The sequence below is a fragment of the Lonsdalea britannica genome, from assembly GCF_946477055.1.
GTDB classification, from domain to species: domain Bacteria; phylum Pseudomonadota; class Gammaproteobacteria; order Enterobacterales; family Enterobacteriaceae; genus Lonsdalea; species Lonsdalea britannica_A.
On the sequence record NZ_CAMKXG010000019.1, the window covers coordinates 1 to 23,856 of the forward strand.

Sequence of the window (23,856 nt, forward strand, 5' to 3'; positions counted from 1 at the left end):
CTGTTTATCATGCGGTGCCATTATTTTCTCCTGTTGGTGAAAATGCGCTAACCCTATAACTATAGATAACCTGGCGCCGATGCGGGGCCGAATTGAGACAGATAATTCCTGATTATCTGGCCACACTCATAAAAAAAGCCGCGACACGTCGCGGCTTTCATCTTCCTGAACCTATCACGGGTTACATCAATGGCTGCGCCATCTGTACCAGCGAGATAAGCGGCTGAGGGTAAAGGCCCAGCGCGACAATAATGATGGCGGAAACCACTACCACAATGCCAGCCAACGAGAACGGGCATACCGCCGCCTCGTTTTGAGCCGAGACCTGTGCCGGCGGCTTGGACAGATACAAGTTCACCATCGCGCGCAGGTAGTAGTAGAGACCAATGGCGCTACCCACGACAACCGCCGCCGTCAACCACCACAGCTGCGCATTGACGCTCACCGCCAGCACGTAGAACTTGCCGAAGAAGCCCAGCGTCATCGGGATCCCCGCCAGTGACAGCATCATGACCGACATAGCCCCAGCCAGTACCGGACGACGCCAGAACAGGCCGCGATACGCCGCCAGCGAATCTTCATCGGCACCGCGATAAGGGCTGGAGATCAGGCTGACGACGCCGAAAGCGCCCAGGCTGCTGAACAGATAGCCGACCAGATAAACGCCGACGGTTTCCAACGCCAGTTCATGTGACTGGACGGCAATCAGCGCCACCAGCAGATACCCCATGTGTGCAATGGAGGAGTAGCCCAGCAGACGTTTGATATTAGTTTGCGCCACCGCCATCACGTTACCCACGATGATGGAGACAAAGGCCACCACGGCCAACGCCAACCTGACTGACTCGCCGTCGACCAGCGGAGCGTACAGGAACAAACGCATGACGGCACCGAAGATAGCGATCTTGCTCGCCGTCGCCAGAAAGGTAGAGACCGGCGCGGGCGCGCCCTGATACACATCCGGCGTCCACAAGTGGAACGGTGCCAGTGACAGTTTGAAGCCGATGCCCACAATCATCATACCCAGACCCGCCAGCAGCAGCGGCTGATACAGCTGCTGGTCGCTCAGGCTTTTGCCCAAGCTAGCGAAGCTCAGGTCGCCGGAACCGGCATAGACCAGCGCCATCCCGAACAGCAGGAAAGAGGACGCGGCGGCAGACAGCAGCATATATTTGATGGCCGCTTCCAGCGAACGTTCCTGACGGAAGGCGTAGCCCACCAGCCCAAACAGCGGCAGAGAAATCAGCTCAATACCGATGAACAACGACGCCAGATGGTTGGCGCTGGACAGCAGCACGCCCCCTAACGTAGCGATAAGCACCAGCAGGTAGAACTCGTCGCGGTTGTCCGGGTAACCCTTGAGCCAGGCGTAGCCGTAGAGGCAGGTAGCCATACCGGCCACCAGCACCAGACCGGTGTAGAGCATTGAATAGCCGTCCACGCGGATCAGCGGCGTCACATCCGTTGGGCCGGTCTGCCCGACCAGATAAAGGGCGGCCAGCGAAATACCCAGACCGATGACGGACAAAGAGGCATTCACAACGTGGTTGCGTCGCCACGCAATGGACAGCATCACAACCACTACCGTTAATCCGACAAGGAGTAGCGGCGAAAGCGCGATCAGTTGTTGAGGAGTTATTGTCATGGCGAATTAAAGCCTTGTTGTTGAAATAATGGAACTCTGAATCGACGACGTAAACCACTGTTGAATATTGGTCATCGCCGCGCTGGAGGTATCCAGAACCGGCTGAGGATAAATACCCAGCGCGACCAGCAGCACAATCAGCAGTAAGATGATGGACAGCTCGCGCGTCGTCATTCCTGCCAGCGGTGCGTCGGATTTCGGCGCGCCGTAGTAAGCGCGTTGCATCATGATCAACGAGTACACCGAGGCAAACACCAGACCGAAGGTGGAGATGACCGTAATCACCGGCACTACCTGATAGCTGCCGAACAGGATCATGAATTCGCCCACGAAGTTACCGGTTCCCGGCATCCCCAGCGTCGCCACCGCGAAGAACAGCGATACGGCAGGCAGATAGCGAATACGTCCCCACAAACCGCCCATCTCGCGCATGTCGCGCGTCTGCAGGCGTTCGTACAGCTGGCCGCAGATGATGAGCATCCCGGCGGCGGACAGACCGTGCGCGATCATCTGCACCACTGCGCCCTGATACGCCAGCTGGCTACCGGAGTAGATGGCGACCATGACGAAGCCCATGTGCGACACGGAGGTGTAGGCCACCAGACGTTTGATGTCGGTCTGTTTGAACGCCAGCCAGGCGCCGTAGAAGATACTGATCACGCCCAGCCACATGGCGATCGGCGCGAATTCGTGAGACGTGGTCGGGAACAGCGGCAGGCTAAAGCGCAGCAGACCGTAGGCCGCCGTTTTCATCAGCAGACCCGAAAGATCGACAGACCCCGCCGTCGGCGCCAGCGCATGCGCATCCGGCGACCAGCCGTGTACCGGCACCAGCGGCATTTTCACCGCGAAGGCGACGAAGAAGCCCAGCATCAGCAGATATTCCACGCCGTGGGACATTTCGGTGCGCAGCAGCGCGTCGTAGTTAAACGTCCAGACGCCGGTAGAGGCGTGGTGCGCCAGCACCAGACCCAGGATGGCGATCAACATCACCAGACCGCTGGTCTGCGTATAGATGAAGAACTTGGTCGCGGCCTTGCTGCGCGCGCGTTCGTCCGCACCTTCATGACCCCATACGGCGATCAGGAAGTACATCGGAACCAGCATCATTTCCCAGAAGAAGAAGAACAGGAACAGGTCCACCGCCACAAACACGCCGATCACCCCGACCAGCGTCAACAGCAGGTTGAGATGGAACAGGCCCGAGCGACGATGTTTTTCATTCCACGAGCACAGGACAGACAGCAGTCCCAGCAGCGCGGTCAACACCACCATCAGCAGCGACAGACCATCCAGCGCCAGATGGAAACCGATGCCGAAGCGCGGGATCCACGGTGCGTCAAACACTTCCTGCCATTGCGGCACGCCGTGCGGCACCGCCAGAGAATAGCCACCCTGCAGCCAAAGCTGTACGGATAGCGCCAGTGTCAACCCCATAGTAATCAATGCAATCCAACGCGGCACGTTGGCGCCGAATCGCTCGAACAGCCAGCTCAGCAGACCGCCGATCAGGGGGATAAGAAGTAGCCAAGGTAGTAGCATGGCGTTTTGTGTCCCTAAATATAAAGAAAACGAGAAACTTGCTGCCGGCAGGGACGCCTGCATCAGGCGTCCGCTACCCTCAAAGTCGCTGTATTGCCATTACGCCAGCAACAGCAATCCCAGCACCACGACGGCGCCCATACCCACGGAGGCGACATACCAGCGCACCTGACCGTTCTGACCGACGGCCAGACCACGGTTGCCCCAGGCAACCAGCAGCGCCGGGATCGTCATCAGCTTGTCGAACGGATCGTGTTTCAACAGCGCGCCAATCGCCAGATACGGTTTGACGAAGATCTTGTCGTACAGCCAGTCGAAGCCCCAGGCGTGGAACCACCAGGTCGAGAAGAAACGACCAGCCGCGCTGTTGGCGATGCTGTTGACGAGGCGACGTTGTCCCAGCCACAGAGCGGCGGCCAGCAGGATACCGACCACAGCGACAACGGCGGACGCGATTTCCAGCGTCAGCATATGCCCGTGTTCCAGTTCCGTCGTTTGCGGCAGCACACCGTGCAGCGGCGGCACGATCAGTGCGCCGACGAACGTAGACAGCACCAGCAATATCAGCAGCGGCAGGTGATGGGATATCCCCTTGAGCGCATGTGCTTTCGTTTTTTCTTCACCGTGGAACACGATGAAAATCATTCTGAAGGTGTAGAGCGAGGTCATGAACGCGCCCGCCAAACCGGCGATGGCGAAGTTGATGTGTCCGTTCGCCCAGGCGCCCGCCAGAATTTCATCCTTACTGAAGAAGCCTGACGTCACCAGCGGCAGCGCCGACAGTGCCGCCCCGCCGACCAGGAAGCAGACGTAAACCAGCGGAATGGTTTTGCGTAGTCCACCCATCTTGAAGATGTTCTGTTCGTGGTGGCAGGCCAGAATCACCGAGCCGGAGGACAGGAACAGCAGCGCCTTGAAGAACGCGTGAGTCATCAGATGGAAAATCGCGGCATCCCACGCAGCGGCGCCGAGCGCCAGGAACATGTAGCCGATTTGGCTCATGGTGGAGTATGCCAGCACGCGTTTGATGTCCGTTTGCACCAGCGCGGCGAAACCAGCCAGCACCAGCGTGACCGCCCCAATGATGCCGACCAGATGCAGCACCTCCGGCGCCATCAGGAACAGACCGTGCGTACGGGCGATCAGGTACACGCCCGCCGTAACCATGGTCGCGGCATGGATCAGCGCGGAGACCGGCGTCGGACCCGCCATCGCGTCCGCCAGCCAGGTTTGCAACGGCAGCTGCGCCGATTTACCGACCGCACCGCCCAGCAGCATTAACGTCGCCATCGTAATGGCCGGTGAACCTTCTGCCAGATGCTGCGGCGCCAAGACCATCAGTTCGCGGAAGTTCAGCGTGCCCAGCTCGCGGTAGAGGATAAACAGTGCGAAAGCCAGGAAGACGTCGCCGACGCGAGTCACGATGAACGCTTTCATCGCCGCCGCGCCGTTGCTCGGGTTGGTGTAGTAGAAACCAATCAGCAGGTAGCTGCACAGCCCTACCCCTTCCCAGCCGAGATACATCAACAGCAGGTTATCCGCCAGCACCAACACCAGCATGCTCGCGATAAACAGGTTGGTGTAGGCGAAGAAGCGGGAGTAGCCCTCTTCCCCACGCATGTACCAAGACGCGTACAGATGGATAAGGAAGCCGACGCCGGTGACCACCGAGAGCATAGTCAGCGACAGACCGTCCAGCGCCAGATTGACGGTGATGTCGAAGTTGCCCACCGACATCCAGGTCCACAGGTGCTGATTGAAGAACACCACGCCGTCGCCCTGCTGATGGCTGAAAAAGTCGATGCCAATCCAGCAGGTCAATAAGGCGGACAAGCCGACTGAGCCTACGCCGACGGTCGCTGAGACATTTTCAGACCAACGGCCGCGGGAAAAGGCCAGCAATAGAAATCCGAGTAGCGGAAATAAGAGAGTTAAGTAGAGTAAGTTCATCCGCGCATCTCACTGACAGTATCAATATTCAGGGTCTGACGGCGACGATACAGCTGCAGCAGCAGCGCGAGGCCGATACTGGCTTCGGCGGCGGCCAGCGTGATCGCCAGAATGTACATCACCTGACCATCCGGGTGACCCCAGTAGCTACCGGCTACGACAAACGCCAGCGCAGCCGCGTTGATCATGATTTCCAGACTGATCAGCATGAACAGCAGGTTGCGCCGAATAATCAGCCCGGTAAGGCCCAGCACAAAAAGAATGGCCGCCAGCAGCAAACCGTGTTGTAGGGGAATCATGCCCGTCCCTCCGTTGTTTTCTTATCGGCGTCATTTGCGTCCGCAACGCCGTCGAGCCGGTCTTCACGGCCGACGTGGAAGGCGACGACCAGCCCGGCCAGCAGCAGCATGGAGGCCAGTTCTACCGCCAGCACATAAGGTCCGAACAGCGTGATACCGACCGCTTTGGCGTCAATCATGCTGCCCTGAATGCCTGCGTCGGTGACGCTGTAGATCCCTTTGATAATGACCGCCAGCAGCAGCAGAGACAAAATGCCGGGGCCGATCCAGACACCGGGTTTAAGCCACTGTTTTTCCTGCTCCGCCACGGCGCTGCCGAGGTTCAGCATCATCACCACGAACACGAACAGCACCATAATGGCGCCCGCGTAGACAATGATTTCCAACGCGCCCGCAAAATAGGCTCCCAGCGAGAAGAAGACGCAGGCGATGGCCAGAAGAGACACGATTAAATAAAGTAGTGCATGCACTGGATTGGTATGGGTAATGACACGCAATGTTGCCAGTACCGCAATAATCGCAGCCGCATAAAAAGCGAATTCCATGCTTGGCTCCTTAAGGCAGCAGACCTTTGACATCAATGGGTTTGGCTTCGTTTTCGGCTTCGCCTTTGTCTTTCCCATTGATAGCCATGCCGGCCATCCGGTAGAAGTTATATTCCGGATATTTACCCGGCCCCGAGATCAGCAGATCTTCTTTTTCGTACACCAGATCCTGGCGTTTGAATTCACCCATCTCAAAATCGGGCGTCAGCTGGATGGCTGTCGTCGGACAGGCTTCTTCACACATGCCGCAAAAAATGCAGCGTGAGAAGTTGATGCGGAAGAATTCCGGATACCAACGACCGTCTTTCGTTTCCGCCTTTTGCAGCGAGATACAGCCGACCGGACAGGCCACGGCGCACAGGTTGCAGGCGACGCAACGTTCGTCGCCGTCGGGGTCGCGCGTCAGGACGATACGACCGCGGTAACGGGGCGGCGGATTCACCGGCTCCTCAGGGTACATGCGGGTTTCACGTTTTTTGAACGCGTTGGACCCCACCATGCAAATGCTGCGTACCTGGGTGCCAAAACCCACCAAGAGTTCTTTCAGTGTCATGGTTTATTCACCCCTTATTGAGCGTTGTACAAAATGACCGCGGCGGTCGCCAACAGGTTAAGCAGCGTCAACGGCAGACAAATCTTCCAGCCGAAAGCCATCACCTGGTCGTAACGCGGACGGGGTAACGCAGCACGGATCAGGATGAACATCATCATGAAGAAGGCCGTTTTGAGTGCAAACCACACGATCGGCGGCAGGAAAGGTCCGTGCCAGCCGCCAAAGAACAACGTCACGATCAGCGCCGAGACGGTCACGATGCCGATGTACTCCCCGACGAAGAATAGACCGAATTTCATCCCGGAATATTCGATGTGGTAGCCGTCGGCCAGTTCCTGCTCCGCTTCCGGCTGGTCGAACGGATGGCGGTGACATACCGCGACGCCGGCGATAGCGAAAGTGACAAACCCGAAGAACTGCGGAATGACGTTCCAGATATGCGTCTGACTCTCGACGATGTCGCGCATGTTGAATGAACCGGCCTGAGCCACTACCCCCATCAGCGACAGTCCCAGAAACACCTCATAGCTGAGCGTCTGGGCGGAGGCGCGAACGGCCCCCAACAGCGAGTATTTGTTGTTGCTGGACCAACCGGCGAACAGCACGGCATACACCGCCAGACCGGCCATCATCAGGAAGAACAGCAAACCGATGTTCAGGTCGGACACGCCCCAGGTCGGGGTGATCGGTACGATGGAGAACGACAGCAACAGCGACGTAAACGCAATCATCGGCGCCAGCGTGAAGATGACCCGGTCGGCGAACGGCGGCAGCCAGTCCTCCTTGAAGAACATCTTCAGCATGTCCGACACCAGCTGCAGCGAGCCGCCCCAACCTACGCGGTTCGGCCCGTAACGCCCCTGGAACAGCGCCAGCAGGCGACGTTCGCCCATACTCATGAAAGCGCCGCAGGTCACGACGACCAGCAGGATCACGATCGCCTTGAGCACGGCGATCAAAATATCCACCACTTCCGGTGTAAACCAACTCATTGTGCCGCCTCCCGCAGTGTTTCAACGGTCGCACCCGCCAGAACCGGGGCGATGCCCGGGAAGCCCAGCGGCAACCCTACCTGTCCTTGACGCAACTCGGCGCTGACCTGTACCGGCAGACGCAAGGTCTGTCCATCACAGACAATCTCAAGCAACGCACCCGGATTCACGCCCAACTGGGCCGCATCTTCGGGATTCACCATCGCGTAAGGCTGAGGCATGCGTTGCTGGATGACGTCAGCGCGCTGCGACAGTTCTTCGCTCCCAAACAGATGGTAGTAAGGCGCCACTTGCCATTGACCCGCCTGCGCCGCGAACGGCGTGGGGATCTGATTGAAGTAGTCCAGCGCGCCCTCGCCCGCTTCGATCAGTCGTACGCCCGGATCGCCGTGGCGCAGATGGCCGCCAACTTCATCCTGGAACTTGTTCCACGCCTGCGGGGAGTTCCAGCCCGGCGCCCAGGCAAAGGCGACCTGACGGCTTTGGGCCTCGGGACTGTTGTTCCCTTCCATCGAGAAAGCGAACATCGTGTCCTGATCCTGCGGCTGGCGCGGTTCGTTAACGTCGATGTTGGCGCGCATGGCGGTACGCCCGCTGTAACGGTGCGGCTCACGCGCCAGCTTCTGACCACGAATGCGGAAAGAGGCGTCCGGCGCGGCGTCCTTGATCGCCGCTAACTGCGGCAACGCGGCGGCGCAGGCATCCACCACATGGTCGAGCAGCGTCCAGTTCACCTCGCGGCTGGCGATAGTCGCCTTGACCGCATGCAACCAGCGCCAGCTTTCCAGCATGACCGTGGTGTTGTCGTAGTAGGCGGGGTCGTAAACCTGGAAGAAGCGCTGAGCGCGACCTTCCTGGTTGATGAGCGTTCCATCACTTTCGGCGAAGCTGGCCGCCGACAAAATCAGGTTGGCCTTATCCATGACGCGCGTGCGTTGATGGTCGACCACGATCAGATTGGCGACGTTATCGAGCGCGGCGTCAATCCGCTGCGCCGACGCATGTCGATACAGATCGTTTTCGAGCACCACGACGCTGTCCGCCTCGCCGGACTCCAGCCGGACAAGCGCTTCGTCCAGCGAGCCGCCGCCGATCATGCCAAGCCCCATACTGTTGGCGCCGCTGGCAACGAACGTAATGCCGACGTCGGCACCGCGGCCTTTCAACGCTTTCGCCACGTTGGCCGCCGCCGCGATAATTTCTTCGCTACCCGCATGCGTACCGGTGACAATCAGCGGTTTCTTCGCGCCCGCCAGCGCCTGAACGACGACATCCAGTTTCGGCGCAAGGTCGCTCGCCAGATCGGTCACCGCCGGTGCCGCTTCATCCAGCGCATGAGCAATGGCGAAGCCCAGACGCGCCTGTTCGTTGACCGGGGCGTGATAGCTCCATGCCGCCACGTCATCGAGACGGGTGCTGTCGACGTGAGTCACGAAGAGGGGATGCTTAGCGTGCTGGCCGATATTCATGATGGCGGCGATCTGCCAGTCCGCCACTTTCTGTGCGGCCGCCATTTCGCGCGCTTTGCCTTTCACCGCCTGACGCACCGCAAGCGCAATGCGCGCGCCGGTCTGCGTCAAATCTTCGCCCAGCACCAGCACTGCATCGTAACCTTCAATCTCGCGCAGCGCCGGGGTGTGAACTCCGCTCTCTTTCAGCACTTTCAACATCAGCTGAACGCGGTTCTGTTCGCCCTGCGCCATGCCGCTGTAGAAGTTTTCAGCGCCGACCAGTTCACGCAATGCAAAGTTGCTTTCGATACTGGCGCGTGGGGAGCCGATGCCGATGACCTGTTTGGACTCGCGTAGAACGTTGGCCGCGCCCTGCACCGCCTGTTCCGCGTTCTGCGTCGTCCACTCATTGCCGAGACGCTGCTGCGGCTGGCGAGGACGGTCTTTCAGGTTGACGTAGCCATAGCCGAAGCGGCCGCGATCGCACAGGAAATAGTGGTTCACGCTGCCGTTGAAACGGTTTTCAATACGGCGCAGTTCGCCATAACGTTCGCCGGGGCTGGTGTTACAACCCACGCTGCACTGCTGGCAAACGCTGGGCGCAAACTGCATGTCCCATTTACGGTTGTAGCGTTCGGAATGGGTTTTATCGGTGAAGACCCCGGTCGGGCACACTTCCACCAGGTTGCCGGAGAATTCGCTTTCGAGCACGCCGTCTTCGGGGCGACCGAAGTAGACGTTGTCATGCGCGCCGTACACGCCGAGGTCTTTGCCATCGGCGTAATCTTTGTAATAACGCACACAGCGATAACAGGCGATACAGCGGTTCATTTCGTGCGAGATGAACGGCCCGAGATCCTGATTATGATGGGTTCGTTTGGTGAAACGATAGCGGCGGGTGTTGTGCCCTGTCATCACTGTCATGTCCTGCAGGTGGCAGTTGCCGCCCTCTTCGCAGACCGGACAGTCATGGGGATGGTTGGTCATCAGCCATTCGACGACGCTTTTGCGGAACAGTTTGGCTTCTTCATCGTCAATCGCGATGAAGGTGCCGTCCGCGGCGGGCGTCATACAGGACATGACCAGGCGACCGCGCGTATCTTCCGCGTTCTGGTATTGCTTGACCGCGCACAGGCGGCATGATCCAACGCTACCCAGCGCCGGATGCCAGCAAAAGTAAGGAATATCAAGGCCCAGAGTGAGACATGCCTCAAGGAGGTTGTCCGCTCCGTTCACATCATATTCTTTGCCGTCTACATGAATCGTTGCCATAGTCAGCATGCTTCCATAAAGGCCCGCGTATTAAGCAGGCGCTAATCAAAAATTCTGTCTATCAGATGAAGAATCGCTTACGTCGGTGCGAAACATCGCATCTGCGACTCGGCCATTACTTACCAGCGCTGTTTCAGCAGGTTCGGTTGAATCCCGCCTATCGCTTTTGTATTGCTGATAGTCTGCTTGGCGATACCCGCCTCAAACTCATGCCGGAAATACTTTATTGCGCTCTGCAACGGCTCAACGGCCCCCGGCGCATGGGCGCAGAAGGTGTGACCCGGCGACAGGAAGCGGCACAGCTGTTCCAGCGTTTCGATATCGCCCGGCTGTCCTTCACCCGCTTCAAGCGCGCGCAGCAGTTTCACGCTCCACGGCAGCCCGTCTCGACACGGAGTACACCAGCCGCAGGACTCGCGCGCGAAGAACTCTTCCAGATTGCGCGTCAATCCGACCATATTGATCTCGTTGTCCACCGCCATCGCCAGCCCGGTGCCCAGACGACTACCCGCCTTGGCGATGCTTTCGAAGTCCATCGGCAGATCCAGATGATCGCCGGTCAGGAAGTCGGTTCCCGCGCCGCCTGGCTGCCAGGCTTTCAGCGTCAGTCCATCGCGCATACCGCCCGCATAGTCTTCCAGAATTTCACGGGCGGTCGTCCCAAACGGCAGTTCCCACAGACCCGGGTTTTTCACCCGACCGGAGAAGCCCATCAGCTTGGTGCCGGCATCTTTACTCTTGCCCGCAGACAGCCCCTGATACCAGTCGACGCCATGTTCGATAATGGCCGGGACGTTGCACAGGGTTTCGACGTTGTTAACGCAGGTCGGTTTGCCCCACACGCCCGCAGACGCCGGGAACGGCGGCTTGGAGCGCGGGTTGGCGCGGCGGCCTTCCAGCGAGTTAATCAGTGCGGTTTCTTCACCGCAGATATAACGTCCGGCGCCGGTGTGGACGAACAGTTCGAAGTCGAAGCCGCTGCCCAGAATGTTTTTACCCAGCAGACCCGCGGCTTTGGCTTCTTCAATCGCCCGGCGCAGGTTAGCGGCCGCCTGAACGTATTCGCCGCGCAGGAAGATGTAGCCCCGGTAGGATTTCAACGCATAGGCGCCAATCAGCATGCCTTCCACCAGCAGGTGAGGCAGCTGTTCCATCAGCAGGCGGTCCTTATAGGTGCCGGGTTCCATCTCATCCGCATTACACAGCAGGTAGCGGATGTTCATGCTTTCGTCTTTCGGCATCAGGCTCCACTTCAGCCCGGTGGAGAAGCCCGCCCCGCCACGTCCGCGCAGACCCGCGTCTTTGACCAGCGTCACCACGTCGCTCTGGGCGATACCGGTCAGTGCTTTTTGCGCGCCCACGTAGCCATTCTTACTGCGGTACTCATCCAGCCATACCGGCTGTTTGTCTTCACGCAGACGCCAGGTAAGAGGATGCTGTTCGGCAGTGAGAGCAATGTTTTTAGTCATTGATACTGCTCCAGTAATGAATCGATATCGTCAGGCTTGACGTGGCTGTGGGTGTCTTCGTCGATCATCATCGAAGGCCCTTTGTCGCAGTTACCCAGACAGCAGGTCGGCAGCAGCGTAAAGCGGCCGTCGAACGTGGTCTGACCCGGCTGGATATTGAGTTTTTTCTCCAGCGCGGCGCGAACGCCCTGAAAACCGTTGATGTAGCACACGACGCTATCGCAGTAGCGAATGACGTGACGCCCTACCGGCTGACGGAAAATCTGGCTGTAAAAGGTGGCAACGCCTTCCACATCGCTGGCAGGAATGCCCAGAATGTCGGCAATCGCGTAAATGGCGCCGTCCGGCACCCAGCCACGCTGTTTCTGTACAATTTTCAGCGCTTCAATCGAGGCCGCGCGAGCGTCTTCATAGTGGTGTTTTTCATGCTCGATGGCGTCACGTTCGGCGTCGCTGAGCACAAACACGTCCTGGACATCCGTCGTGGAAGCCGACTGCCCCTGAGCGTCTAATGAAGGTTGAGTGTTGTTATGATCGTGCATAATTAGCGGTCCACATCTGACATGACGAAATCAATACTGCCGAGGTAAACGATCAGGTCGGATACCAGGCATCCGCGGATGACCGAAGGAATCTGCTGCAGATGAGCGAAGCTCGGCGTGCGGATACGCGTACGGTAGCTCATGGTGCTGCCATCGCTGGTCAGGTAGTAACTGTTGATCCCTTTGGTGCCTTCGATCATCTGGAACGATTCGTTGGCCGGCATGACCGGGCCCCAGGACACTTGCAGGAAGTGGTTGATCATCGTTTCGATGTGCTGCAGCGTGCGTTCTTTCGGCGGCGGCGTCGTCAGCGGATGATCGGCCTTGAACGGCCCTTCCGGCATGTTGTTCAGGCACTGTTCGAGGATGCGCAGACTCTGGCGCAGCTCTTCCACTTTCAACATCACGCGGGTGTAGCTGTCGCTGATGCCATCGCCGACCGGCACCTCAAAGTCGAAGTTTTCATAGCCGGAGTAAGGACGCCATTTACGGACATCGAACGGAATGCCGGTCGCGCGCAAGCCTGCGCCCGTCACGCCCCACTCCAGCGCCTCTTTGGCGTTGTAGGCGGCGACGCCCTGCGAACGTCCTTTCAAAATGGTGTTTTGCAACGCCGCTTTGACATAGGTATCCAGACGCGCCGGCATCCAGTCCAGGAATTCACGCAGCAGTCGATCCCAGCCGCGCGGCAGGTCATGAGCCACGCCGCCGATACGGAACCAGGCGGGATGCATACGGAAACCGGTGATCGCTTCCACCAGATCGTAGATTTTCTGACGATCGGTAAACGCGAAGAAGACCGGCGTCATGGCGCCGACATCCTGAATAAAGGTGCTGATGTAGAGCAGATGACTGTTGATGCGGAACAGTTCGGACAACATCACGCGGATAGTCTCAACGCGCTCCGGCACTTTGATGCCCGCCAGCTTCTCAACCGCCAGCACGTAAGGCATCTCGTTAACGCAGCCGCCGAGATATTCAATACGGTCGGTGTACGGAATGTAGCTGTGCCAGGACTGGCGCTCGCCCATTTTTTCCGCACCGCGGTGGTGGTAGCCGACGTCAGGAATACAGTCGATGATCTCTTCGCCGTCCAGCTGCAAGATCAGACGGAACGCACCGTGTGAGGAGGGATGGTTCGGCCCCATGTTCAGGAACATGAAGTCTTCGTTTTGCGTGCCGCGCTTCATGCCCCAGTCTTCAGGCTTGAAGGTCAGCGACTCCATTTCCAGATCTTCGCGCTGTTTGGTCAGTACGAAAGGATCGAATTCTGTCGCGCGCGCCGGGAAGTCTTTACGCAGCGGGTGACCTTCCCAGGTTTGCGGCATCATGATGCGCGTAAGATGCGGATGACCGTTAAAGGTAATGCCGAACATGTCCCACACTTCACGCTCATACCAGTTCGCGTTCGGGAACAACGGCGTCATCGTCGGCAGGAACAGATCGTTCTCCGCCAGCGCCACTTTCAGCATGATGTCGCAGTTACGTTCAAGGGAAGTCAGCAGATAGAAGACGGAGAAGTCTGCGGCGGGTAGCCCCTCGCGGTGCGTACGCAGGCGTTCATCCATGCCATGCAGATCCATCAGCATGACATAAGGCTTCGGTTGTTTTTTCAGGAAATCGACGACGTCGAGTAATTGCTCACGTTTGACCCAAACTACCGGCATCCCCGTCCGCGTGGCCTGGACGGTAAACGCGTCCTGACCGAAACGGTTCCACAGCTCGCCAACGACCGGATCATCCAGATGATCGCGGGTTTGCCATGCGGGCAGAACGGCGTCGTGTGTCGTTAAATCTGTCATAAGTAATGTCACCACATTAAATGTGTTATTTCCGTGACTGATGATGGCGGCGCGCTGTTATGTTGATATTACGCAGCCATCACGGCCTATCATTCACAGGTCAAATTTCATCCGGGGAACGTAGGTGGGTTACCGCAATACGCTCTTCGCGTTTACGTTCACGTTCGGATTGCATGTTGGCGCGATACACGCCCTGATCGCCGACGACCCATGACAGCGGACGACGCTCTTTACCAATAGACTCTTTCAGCAACAGCAGTGCCTGCATGTACGCTTCCGGACGCGGCGGACACCCTGGGATGTACACGTCTACCGGCAGGAATTTATCGACGCCCTGAACGACGGAATAGATGTCGTACATACCGCCGGAGTTGGCGCACGCGCCCATGGAGATGACCCATTTCGGTTCCAGCATCTGGTCATACAGGCGCTGAATAACGGGAGCCATTTTCAGGAAAGGGGTTCCGGCGATGACCATGAAGTCGGCCTGGCGGGGAGAGGCACGCAACACTTCAGAACCAAAGCGCGCCACATCGTGTACGGCGGTGAAGGAAGTCACCATCTCCACGTAACAGCAAGAAAGACCAAAGTTGAAGGGCCACAGGGAGTTACCGCGTCCCCAGTTGACCATATTTTGCAGCGTCTGCTCCAGATTGCCCATAAACACGCTTTTGTTAACGTGCTGTTCGAGTGGGTCGCTGACGACCTCTTGCTTCTGTAGCGGATAACGGTCGTTCTCACCGTCGGGGTCTATGCGGGTGAGCGTATAGTCCATTTATTGCCTCGCTATTACTGCTGATGAGTATTGGTGGTGGAGTGGTTTACGACGATGTCAGACTTCACGACTTGCCGCTTGGAGCGCTTTGGCGTCCAGTCCAGCGCGCCGATACGCACCAGATAGACCAGCCCGGCCAACAGCACCAATATGAAAATGGTGGCTTCGATAAAACCTACCCAGCCGCTTTCCCGAATAGAAACGGACCAGGCATACAGGTACAGCGCTTCCACGTCGAAAATGACGAAGAACATCGCAACAAGATAGAATTTTGCAGACAGTCTCAGTCGGGCAGATCCGACGGAATCGATACCCGATTCGTAAGGCGTATTCTTAGCCCGGCCTTTGGATCGCCCTCCCAGCAGAAAGCCGCCCAACAGCATGAAACCGCAGAGACCCACGGCAACGATCAGAAATAAAGCAAATGCCCAGTGGTGGGCGAGGACTTCAGTAGTTGTTGACATACTCATTGCTTACTCATCAAAAGTGGCTTTGGCAGCTGCTCTTTTTACGGCAGTTAATCGCCACATCGATTAAAAGGAAGGATTTGTAACCATAAAAATACCACAAATTATAGGGTTAAGGCGCGGTAAATGTGGTTATTCGTCCTGCTTTTGCAACCTTTTCTCAACCTTTATAAAAATAACAGCACATAAATTAACATGCACGTATCTTTGTTAACCTTTCATAAACATAGCAGAGACTGAATCGTATCAATGCTACTCCTGGTTGTTTTAGACCAATGCGAAGAAAAAGCCCCTATTTCTGTAGTGACTATATCAATTTCAACATGAATGCAGGTTAATGAATAAGGTTAAGGCAAGTATTTTTTGATCTCTCACACGTTTTTCCGGTTTTAGTTATTAAAAAAAGTACGTTCAGTAAGCAATTGTTAATACGACAAACCGTGTGGATATGACAGGGGGTAGGATCAGAGAAGTGCGGACGTTAGAAGAAAAGGAAGATGTATCGCCAGTAGAGGAGCGAATTCTGACGCGAGCGACGAAAAAAACGACAGAGTGGCAACAAGCACACACTCTGTCGTGAGTATCCGGACGTTTTTATAACATTTCACACTGACGCATACCGCTCAGCGCTCGGCGCTGTAAAAAGTCAGAGAATATTTTTCAATGATTCGTCCGTGGGAGTAATGCGGATATCCCCTTCCGGAACACTATTCACAGAAAGCAGATTGGAACGCGTGCCTGACTCAATGGCGCTGAAGATCGCCGTACTCAACTCGTTATTTTGCTGTGGATTCTTGCACAGGTAATAACGGGTATCGGGTAACTTCGGCAAGCCTTCTTCTTCACCGAGCACACGCAGTTCCGGCGTCATCATTTCTACCGAACGCACCGTAATGCCCAATCCCGCTTTGACCGCCGCCCGAACCGCCGACAGTGTGGAAGCCACGTACGAAATCTTCCACGGGATACCCGCTGCGGTCAGTTTTTCCAGCGCCAGCGTGCGGAAAGGACTCGGTTCATCCAGAACGACTAACGGCACAGGACTGCCGTGTTGGAACTGGTATTCCGCCGAGCAGTACCACAGCGTCGGTGACGAGCGCAGCAGAACATTAGGAAACTCGGTGCTGTTCTCGGTCGTGATGACTAAATCAATTTTGCCCTGATGCAACATTTCCATCATTTCAGGGCTGCGTTTGATACTCACTTCAATCGACAGTTTGGGGAAAACCGAGGTCACGCGCTGCAAGATAAACGGCAGAATAGTATCCGCAGTATCATCAGAAGCGCCGATCGTCAGGGTTCCCTGAATGTCGCTGAACATTAATGAGGCGCAGGCCTCATCATTGAACTGCAGTATTTTTCTGGCATAACCAAGAAACTGGATCCCATGCTCGGTGAGCAGCTTATTTCTCCCATGACGGGCGAATAACTCCTTACCGATGAGTTGTTCCAGCCGCTGCATCTGCTGACTAACAGCAGACTGCGTTCTGCATACTGCCACGGCCGCGGCCGCAAAAGTATTCAAATCGGCGACAGCGACAAACGTTCTCAGCAGATCCAGATCAAGATTGAGAACTGGGCGATTTGCATTTGTCATACGGTTCTTCACTTATCTATTTTAATTATTAACTAACATACCTGGTGTTGGATACGTATCCCGACAACGTCGGCATACAATGAAAGACAGTATCGTAGATGAACGGTTACGGCAAAAAATACTTAATGTTTCGTTACCACATCGCTTTTTTTTCGCCCTCTCCCTTACCTATTCATTTTATTGATTCGAGCCGCCGATAAAAAGAACGGCTATTTATTTTAGATAATAAAATAAAAGTCTTGCGCGCACTAGTACGCTAAAGAGAGCGGATTGACATGATAAAAGCCGACGTTGACGAAAGTCTCTGTATTTACAGAGTACCTTTCAGTAAAATAGATAACTTAATGTCGTCATTTCAATACGTTACGATTTATCTGAATTCACCGTAACCGCCCACTTCATCGCCAAACAATATACGATGACCTACTCGTAAAATATTCTGATATAAGATACCAGAATTAAGTTTTATGTCATCTACAAACTCGTTATTGGCTATAATGTAACTCGAGTGATTAATCTGACAAGAGCCCATCTATAACAATCTGAAAAATCCTATATTACCTATTAATATTACTAGATTGATCATTGTGAAAAAACTTTTGTAAAGGCATCGAAAAGAAAAGACGAGGCTCTATTAATTGCATATTCGAATTCAAAATAGACGAGTATTTATTGGCTGGCCTACCCTTTGTGACAAGATGCTCTAAAATAGTCACGGCTATTACAAACGGTGTTAATTTCATATCAGGGAAGGCGAGTCTCAATAATAAAATAAGAAAACCCTTTATTTTAATCGGTTACATGTAAAGGCTACCCCTAAATAAGATTGGTTTTTTACCCGCTATTCCAGCCATTGCGAAAAATAGGGTTATTGTCAAAATCGAGTGGTCCCTTTTACGTCAGGTCATGGTCCAGGGAAACAGGCAATAATAGTGATGCATTTGCGTTCAAATGAGAAACTCACTTTGAAATTGCGTACCCTAGGCCGCCACGAGTGCCCTCTGACGTCGCACAAATCACCTTATCCCGCGCCCTTTCCAATCGAAAAAAACAAAGAAATGAATTTATACAGTCTAAAAAGACAACAAATAAAAAAATAACAGTTTTTTACACTATGGAATTGGCGCTACCCACAGTTTTTGAGATAGCGGATTCATAGAGGATCATTCTTCAAAATCCGCGTCAGGAGGAGTACATTAAGCCGATTAAGCGTCTACTATTCAGGAACCTTCCTGTACAAGGTTTGTTAAATGTCCCCTATCGAAAAATCCAAGAAATTGGAAAATGTTTGTTATGACATCCGTGGCCCGGTGTTAAAAGAAGCCAAACGGTTAGAAGAAGAAGGCAACAAGGTTCTTAAACTTAACATCGGCAACCCTGCCCCATTCGGTTTCGAAGCCCCCGATGAAATTCTGGTTGACGTGATTAGGAACCTGCCGACCGCGCAAGGTTATTGCGACTCGAAAGGGCTCTATTCCGCCCGTAAGGCCATCGTCCAGCACTATCAGGCGCGCGGGCTGCGTGACATCACCGTAGAAGACGTTTACATCGGCAACGGCGTCTCCGAACTCATCGTGCAGTCCATGCAGGCTCTCCTGAATAATGGCGATGAAATGCTGGTGCCTGCGCCGGACTATCCTTTATGGACGGCCGCCGTATCGCTGTCTAACGGTAAAGCCGTACATTATCGCTGCGACGAAGAGTCCGGCTGGTTTCCGGACCTGGATGATATTCGTAAAAAAATCACGCCGAACACGCGCGGTATCGTCATCATTAACCCGAATAACCCCACCGGCGCCGTTTACAGCAAAGAGCTGTTGATGGAGATCGTCGAGATCGCCCGTCAAAACGACCTGATCATTTTCGCCGATGAGATCTACGACAAGATTCTGTATGACGAAGCCCAGCACCACTCCATTGCGGCACTGGCGCCGGACCTGCTGACAGTGACGTTCAACGGCCTGTCGAAAACCTATCGCGTGGCAGGTTTCCGTCAGGGTTGGATGGTATTGAACGGCCCCAAAAAGCATGCGAAAGGCTATATCGAAGGGCTGGAGATGCTCGCCTCGATGCGTCTTTGCGCCAACGTCCCCATGCAACATGCAATTCAGACGGCGCTCGGCGGTTATCAGAGCATCAGTGAATTTATTCGCCCCGGCGGCCGTTTGTATGAACAGCGTAATCGCGCCTGGGAATTGATTAACCAGATCCCCGGCGTCTCCTGCGTGAAACCGTCCGGTGCTCTCTATATGTTCCCGCGTATCGACGCGAAGCGTTTCAACCTTCACGACGACCAGAAGCTGGTGCTGGATCTGCTGCTGCAGGAAAAAGTTCTGCTGGTTCAGGGGAGCGCGTTCAACTGGCCGGAGCCAGACCATGTTCGCATCGTGACGCTGCCGCGCGTCGACGAGCTGGATATGGCTGTGCATAAGCTGGGACGTTTCCTCGAACACTACCACCAGTAATCACTGCGGTCGGTACATCACACGGGCAGCGCTTTATGGCGCTGCCCGTTTTTTCATCCGATTCCCACCCCGCCGAGCGCCGGGGCTGAGTTGCTAATTCTGCGTCAAGCGACCACAATGGTTTTTCCCTCCGCGTATTGAGAGAGTGCTATGGTTCAAAGTCATTTCTTCGCCCATCTATCCCGTCTAAAACTGATTAACCGCTGGCCGCTGATGCGTAACGTCCGCACGGAAAACGTCTCGGAACACAGTTTGCAGGTCGCGTTTGTGGCCCATGCGCTTGCCGTTATCAGAAACCGCAAATTCGGCGGGGATCTCAATGCCGAGCGTATCGCCCTGCTCGCGATGTACCACGATGCCAGCGAAGTGCTGACCGGCGACATGCCGACGCCCATCAAGTATTACAACGCCCAGATGGCGCACGAATATAAAAAGATCGAGAAAATCGCTCAGCAAAAGCTTATCGATATGCTGCCAAGCGAACTGCAGGAAGACTATCGCATGCTGCTGGATGATACCTATACCAGCGAGGAAGAGCATGCGGTGGTTAAACAGGCTGATGCGCTGTGCGCCTACCTGAAATGTCTGGAAGAGCTGTCGGCTGGCAATAATGAATTCGTATTGGCCAAAGCGCGTCTGGAAAAAACGCTGCAACAACGACACAGTCAGGAAATGGACTATTTCATGACCGTGTTCATTCCCAGCTTCAGCCTCTCCCTGGATGAAATCAGCCAGGACTCTCCGCTATAACGGGGAGAACGGGTAGAGCCACGGGATCATCACAACGCTCACGCCCATGACCAATACGGTGAAAGGCACCCCGATTTTGAGGAAGTCGCTGAACCGGTAACCGCCCGGTGCTAATACCAACGTATTCACCGGCGAGGAGACGGGCGTCATGAATGCCGCTGAAGCGGCGATAGCAATAATCATGGCAAACGGATAAGGCGACACCTGCATTTGGTCGGCTGCGGCGATAGCAATGGGTGCCATGAGCACCGCCGTCGCCGTATTCGAAATGAACAGACCAATCACCGCACACAGTACGAACAGACACGCCAGCATCACCTGCGGCCCGGCATCCCCCGCGACGTCCATCAATCCTTTGACAATCATCGCCACCCCGCCCGTTTTCTCCAGCGCCAGCGCAAAGGGCATCATACCGATAATCAGCATCAGGCTCGGCCAGTGTACCGCGCGATAGGCGCTCTCCATATCAATGCAGCGAAATTGGCCCATCATCAGACAGGCGATCAGCGCCGCGACCGCATTAGGGATCTCATCGGTCAGCATCATGGCGATCATCAACGCGAGGCAGAACAACGCATGAGGCGCCTGACTTTTCGCGGGGGCCACTTCGTCCACTTCGGCGGGTAAATTCAGCACGATAAAATTCTGTTTTTGCTGATACAGCTGGCGAATATTACGCCAGTCCCCGATCACCAGCAGGATATCGCCCAATTGAAGTGGCTCATTCGACAACGCGCCGTCCAGCGCTTCGCCGTTGCGGCGTATCCCCACCACCGTCAGGCCATATCGGCTACGAAACATCGCATCCTGAAGGGTTTTACCCACCAGCTCCGAGTCTGGGATCAGTGAAACTTCCGCCATGCCGACATCACGCGCCTGCTCAGAGAAATATTCGCCGCGCAGCACCATGGGCTCCAGCAGATGCGCAGAGCAGAACTCACGCAGATCGACGTCGGAAGCCGACATATCGATCAACAGAACATCGTTCAGGCGCAGTTCGGTATTCACCGCAACGCTAATCATCACTCGTCTGAACTTGCGCCAGCGCTCGATCCCTACGACGTTAGCGCCGAAACGCTGGCGCAAGTTAAGATCGTCCAGCCGCTGGCCGACAAATGGGGAACCCCGTCGAATCGCCAGCCGCCGCGCTCGTCCCGTCAGCTTGTAGTCGCGGATCAAATCCCGAAATGTCTTTCGCTTCCACGCGTCTTTATTATCGCCGCTGTCGTTACTCCCCAGCCAGAAACGCGCCACCAGCATATAGCCAATACCGACCAACAGAACCACTACGCCGATGGGCGTCATGCCGAAAAAGCCAAAGCCCGCGATATGGTTGCGCATCAGTTCGCTGTTCACCACCATGTTGGGCGCGGTAGCAACCAGGGTCATCATACCGCTGATCAGGCCGGCGAAACTCAGAGGCATCAGCAGACGAGCGGGCGAACTCTTCATGCGTGCCGCGACGTTCAAAACCACCGGAATAAAAATCGCCACGACGCCGGTGGAGCTCATAAACGCGCCCAGCCCCGCGACAGTCAGCATAAGCAGCACCAACATTCGAACTTCACTCTCTCCGGCGACATGCATTAACCAGTCGCCGACCTGATACGCAACCCCGGTCCGCACCAACCCCTCGCCGATGACAAACAAGGCGGCAATCAATATTACGTTTGGATCGCTAAACCCCATCAACGCTTCCGGCAACGTTAGCGTGCCGCTTAAGACAAAAGCGATGATGACCAACAATGCGACCACATCCATTCGCAATTTGTTGGTGGCGAACAAAACGATGGCGATGAACAACAACGTCAACACCCATAGCAGCTCACGGGTCACTAGCACCTCCTGTTAGTGGCAATCCTTAAAACAGAGAACTCAGCATGACATAAAAAAACCCTGCAAAAGCAAGGTTGATATTTTTATTCCCCACACCCGTTCGTTATCTTCAGCGTGACGCGGTGACGACAAAACCCGCGTCGCCAGACGTCACATCCAACTGCTCCAGGGAGCTAAGCACCATGTCGACTTTATCCAAATCGGGCGTGTCCGACGGTGCGTTAACAGCGATAACTTTCGCCTTTGCGGCAAGACCGGACTGCACTCCGGCGGGGGCATCTTCGACGACGGCGCAATCCTGCGGGTTAAGCCCCAACAGCTGTGCGCCAAGCAGATAGGCGTCCGGATGCGGTTTTCCTTGGGAGACGCGTTCCGCGGTCACAAACTCTCGCGGCATTAACAACCCTGCGGCTTTATGGCGGGCATAGGCTACCGGCACGGACCCTGAAGTGACGATGGCCCAAGGCACATTGAGCGCCTCCAGACGCTGAAGCAGCGCCTGCGCGCCGGGCATGGCGGTGATGCCTTCCAGATCCGTCGATTCTCTCTCTTCCAATACCTGATAAGCGTGCTGAATTTCCGCTTCACTCTTATCGTGAAGGAAGTGACGCAACGACGTGATGGCTTGCTTACCATGAATAAAATCAAGCACCTGCTGTGGATCTAACCCTTGCCCCTCCGCCCACCAGCGCCAGGCGTTTTCAACAACAGGTAAAGAGTTGACTAATGTACCGTCCAGATCAAACAGAAAACCTTTAACTTCCACCGTTAACCTCTTTGCTTTATCAAGCGTTGACGATTTGTGAAATTTCCACCGCGCTGAGGTGATATTGCCGCGGACAGGCAAGCCAAATGTTAAGCATACGCGAGTACTTATCCCACATGGGGGTTTGAGCATTAAAGCCGTGCGTACCGGCGTCAAAATGCAGATAACGGCCTTCCGTATGCACCATGAAGCGAACATATCCCAGAAAGCGTGCTTCCGTGGCGGCGTCAAAACCTAAAAACGCCAGTCGGCGTTCGCTGAACTCGGGTTTTTGAGACAAGTTGCTCCAGGAAACCTGCAGCGCGTGGTGCATTTCCATCATATTGATAATGATACGGCAAATATCTTCGCTCAAATCGCCGAACTCATGGTCAAGTTCACGCATTTGCAGGCCATAGCCTCGCTCAATAATAGTCCGCAACCGCCGATATCGCTCTGCGTTCTTTGGGTCCAGCAGGGTCATGACTTGATATTGATTTGACAGGATTAATCGTTGGGCATTGGTTATGTCCATGGCGCTCTCCAGAATCACCTTCCGCCAAGGTCGGTGTAAAAAGAAGAATCGCATACTCCCTGCAAAGTAGTTTTTGATTTAGAGCGGTATCGGAAGGAAATAGAGACGGGGTAAAACGAGACCCACATCAAAGATCGTCGAGAAAGGCCTTGTCTAGCTGCTTGAAGGCGCGTTTAAGTACGTCAGCCAACATCTGATACGTCGGCTTTTCTTCCAGCGGCGCCAGAGCGAGTCCCGCGTCCAGCAGTCGCTGACGAATATCGTGAAACCACTGCAATAAGGAAGGCGGCAATGGCGTGATGGCGCGACGACCCAACCACCACAATCCCTGCATCGGAAGACTCAACGCGAACAGCGCGGTTGCCACGACGGGCCCCAGTTGACCGCCCAAAGCCACCTGCCAGGAGAGCGTGAAAACGGCCAGCGGCGGCATGAAGCGAATAGCGAAAAGTGTGGTGCGTACAACGCGGTTCTCAGGAAATACCGGGGCCAGACGCTTGTCTGCAGGCCAGGTCTTCATATAGTGCTGGCCGAGTCTCAACAGCTTGAACCAGCCCGCTTTACCGGTAGGATTTGTCGTCATCGCACACCTCAACTTCTGTCTCTTATACACATCTCCGAGCC

At 55.5% G+C, this 23,856-nt stretch carries 20 protein-coding genes; 2 read left to right on the forward strand and 18 right to left on the reverse strand.

Features of this window, described 5'->3' with window-relative positions; genetic code table 11:
* Positions 1-181 precede the first annotated feature (181 nt).
* The 14 genes from nuoN to lrhA form a co-directional block, all read right to left on the reverse strand.
* Complete coding sequence (gene nuoN, locus Q7O77_RS02855; RefSeq protein ID WP_304163390.1) at positions 182-1,645, reverse strand: NADH-quinone oxidoreductase subunit NuoN; 1,464 nt, start codon at positions 1,643-1,645, stop codon at positions 182-184.
* Positions 1,646-1,651: 6 nt separating this feature from the next.
* A complete protein-coding gene (gene nuoM / locus Q7O77_RS02860; RefSeq protein ID WP_304163393.1) occupies positions 1,652-3,187 on the reverse strand; it encodes an NADH-quinone oxidoreductase subunit M in 1,536 nt (511 codons plus the stop codon).
* Positions 3,188-3,286: 99 nt separating this feature from the next.
* Complete coding sequence (nuoL, locus tag Q7O77_RS02865) at positions 3,287-5,137, reverse strand: NADH-quinone oxidoreductase subunit L (RefSeq protein WP_304163395.1); 1,851 nt, start codon at positions 5,135-5,137, stop codon at positions 3,287-3,289.
* Positions 5,134-5,436 (reverse strand): NADH-quinone oxidoreductase subunit NuoK, encoded by a 303-nt coding sequence (gene nuoK / locus Q7O77_RS02870; RefSeq protein ID WP_085650984.1) that lies wholly within the window; start codon positions 5,434-5,436, stop codon positions 5,134-5,136. The genes nuoL and nuoK overlap by 4 nt, the downstream gene beginning before the upstream one ends.
* Positions 5,433-5,981, reverse strand: a complete 549-nt coding sequence (nuoJ, locus tag Q7O77_RS02875; protein ID WP_304163402.1) for an NADH-quinone oxidoreductase subunit J — start codon at positions 5,979-5,981, stop codon at positions 5,433-5,435. Before nuoJ ends, nuoK begins: the two co-directional genes overlap by 4 nt.
* Positions 5,982-5,991: 10 nt before the next feature.
* The gene (nuoI, locus tag Q7O77_RS02880) at positions 5,992-6,534 is read right to left on the reverse strand and encodes an NADH-quinone oxidoreductase subunit NuoI (RefSeq protein ID WP_026739920.1); all 543 of its coding nucleotides are present in this window, start codon (positions 6,532-6,534) and stop codon (positions 5,992-5,994) included.
* Between the two features lie 14 nt (positions 6,535-6,548).
* A complete protein-coding gene (nuoH, locus tag Q7O77_RS02885) occupies positions 6,549-7,526 on the reverse strand; it encodes an NADH-quinone oxidoreductase subunit NuoH (RefSeq protein WP_304163405.1) in 978 nt (325 codons plus the stop codon).
* Positions 7,523-10,249, reverse strand: a complete 2,727-nt coding sequence (gene nuoG / locus Q7O77_RS02890) for an NADH-quinone oxidoreductase subunit NuoG (RefSeq protein ID WP_304163407.1) — start codon at positions 10,247-10,249, stop codon at positions 7,523-7,525. Before nuoG ends, nuoH begins: the two co-directional genes overlap by 4 nt.
* A 119-nt stretch (positions 10,250-10,368) precedes the next feature.
* Positions 10,369-11,718 carry an NADH-quinone oxidoreductase subunit NuoF gene (gene nuoF, locus Q7O77_RS02895; protein ID WP_304163409.1) on the reverse strand — a complete coding sequence of 450 codons (1,350 nt, stop codon included), beginning with the start codon at positions 11,716-11,718 and terminating at the stop codon, positions 10,369-10,371.
* Positions 11,715-12,260, reverse strand: a complete 546-nt coding sequence (gene nuoE / locus Q7O77_RS02900) for an NADH-quinone oxidoreductase subunit NuoE (protein WP_094117417.1) — start codon at positions 12,258-12,260, stop codon at positions 11,715-11,717. Before nuoE ends, nuoF begins: the two co-directional genes overlap by 4 nt.
* Before the next feature lie 2 nt (positions 12,261-12,262).
* Positions 12,263-14,062 (reverse strand): NADH-quinone oxidoreductase subunit C/D, encoded by a 1,800-nt coding sequence (nuoC, locus tag Q7O77_RS02905; protein ID WP_085650989.1) that lies wholly within the window; start codon positions 14,060-14,062, stop codon positions 12,263-12,265.
* Between the two features lie 100 nt (positions 14,063-14,162).
* Positions 14,163-14,837, reverse strand: a complete 675-nt coding sequence (locus tag Q7O77_RS02910; protein WP_085650990.1) for an NADH-quinone oxidoreductase subunit B family protein — start codon at positions 14,835-14,837, stop codon at positions 14,163-14,165.
* Positions 14,838-14,851: 14 nt separating this feature from the next.
* A complete protein-coding gene (gene nuoA, locus Q7O77_RS02915; protein ID WP_162896378.1) occupies positions 14,852-15,307 on the reverse strand; it encodes an NADH-quinone oxidoreductase subunit NuoA in 456 nt (151 codons plus the stop codon).
* Between the two features lie 643 nt (positions 15,308-15,950).
* Positions 15,951-16,901 carry a transcriptional regulator LrhA gene (gene lrhA, locus Q7O77_RS02920; RefSeq protein ID WP_094117415.1) on the reverse strand — a complete coding sequence of 317 codons (951 nt, stop codon included), beginning with the start codon at positions 16,899-16,901 and terminating at the stop codon, positions 15,951-15,953.
* Positions 16,902-18,151: 1,250 nt separating this feature from the next.
* On the opposite strand from lrhA, the gene Q7O77_RS02925 reads away from it, so the two are divergent.
* Together Q7O77_RS02925 and yfbR are read left to right on the forward strand one after the other, a co-directional pair.
* On the forward strand, positions 18,152-19,366 hold the full coding sequence (locus tag Q7O77_RS02925) for a pyridoxal phosphate-dependent aminotransferase (RefSeq protein WP_094117414.1): 1,215 nt from the start codon (positions 18,152-18,154) through the stop codon (positions 19,364-19,366).
* A gap of 150 nt (positions 19,367-19,516) precedes the next feature.
* Complete coding sequence (gene yfbR / locus Q7O77_RS02930; protein WP_094117413.1) at positions 19,517-20,116, forward strand: 5'-deoxynucleotidase; 600 nt, start codon at positions 19,517-19,519, stop codon at positions 20,114-20,116.
* On the opposite strand, the gene Q7O77_RS02935 is transcribed toward yfbR, so the two are convergent.
* The 4 genes from Q7O77_RS02935 to yfbV all read right to left on the reverse strand — a co-directional run bounded on the left by Q7O77_RS02935 (position 20,111) and on the right by yfbV (position 23,815).
* Positions 20,111-21,952 (reverse strand): SLC13 family permease, encoded by a 1,842-nt coding sequence (locus Q7O77_RS02935; RefSeq protein WP_094117412.1) that lies wholly within the window; start codon positions 21,950-21,952, stop codon positions 20,111-20,113. The two genes, yfbR and Q7O77_RS02935, sit on opposite strands and share 6 nt — an antisense overlap.
* A gap of 109 nt (positions 21,953-22,061) precedes the next feature.
* Positions 22,062-22,718: a sugar phosphatase gene (locus tag Q7O77_RS02940; protein WP_304163418.1), complete on the reverse strand. Its 657-nt coding sequence runs from the start codon at positions 22,716-22,718 to the stop codon at positions 22,062-22,064.
* Between the two features lie 19 nt (positions 22,719-22,737).
* Entirely contained in the window at positions 22,738-23,232 is a 495-nt protein-coding gene (locus Q7O77_RS02945) for a YfbU family protein (RefSeq protein ID WP_304163420.1), read from the reverse strand.
* Positions 23,233-23,359: 127 nt separating this feature from the next.
* A complete protein-coding gene (yfbV, locus tag Q7O77_RS02950; protein WP_094117409.1) occupies positions 23,360-23,815 on the reverse strand; it encodes a terminus macrodomain insulation protein YfbV in 456 nt (151 codons plus the stop codon).
* Between the last annotated feature and the right edge of the window lie 41 nt (positions 23,816-23,856).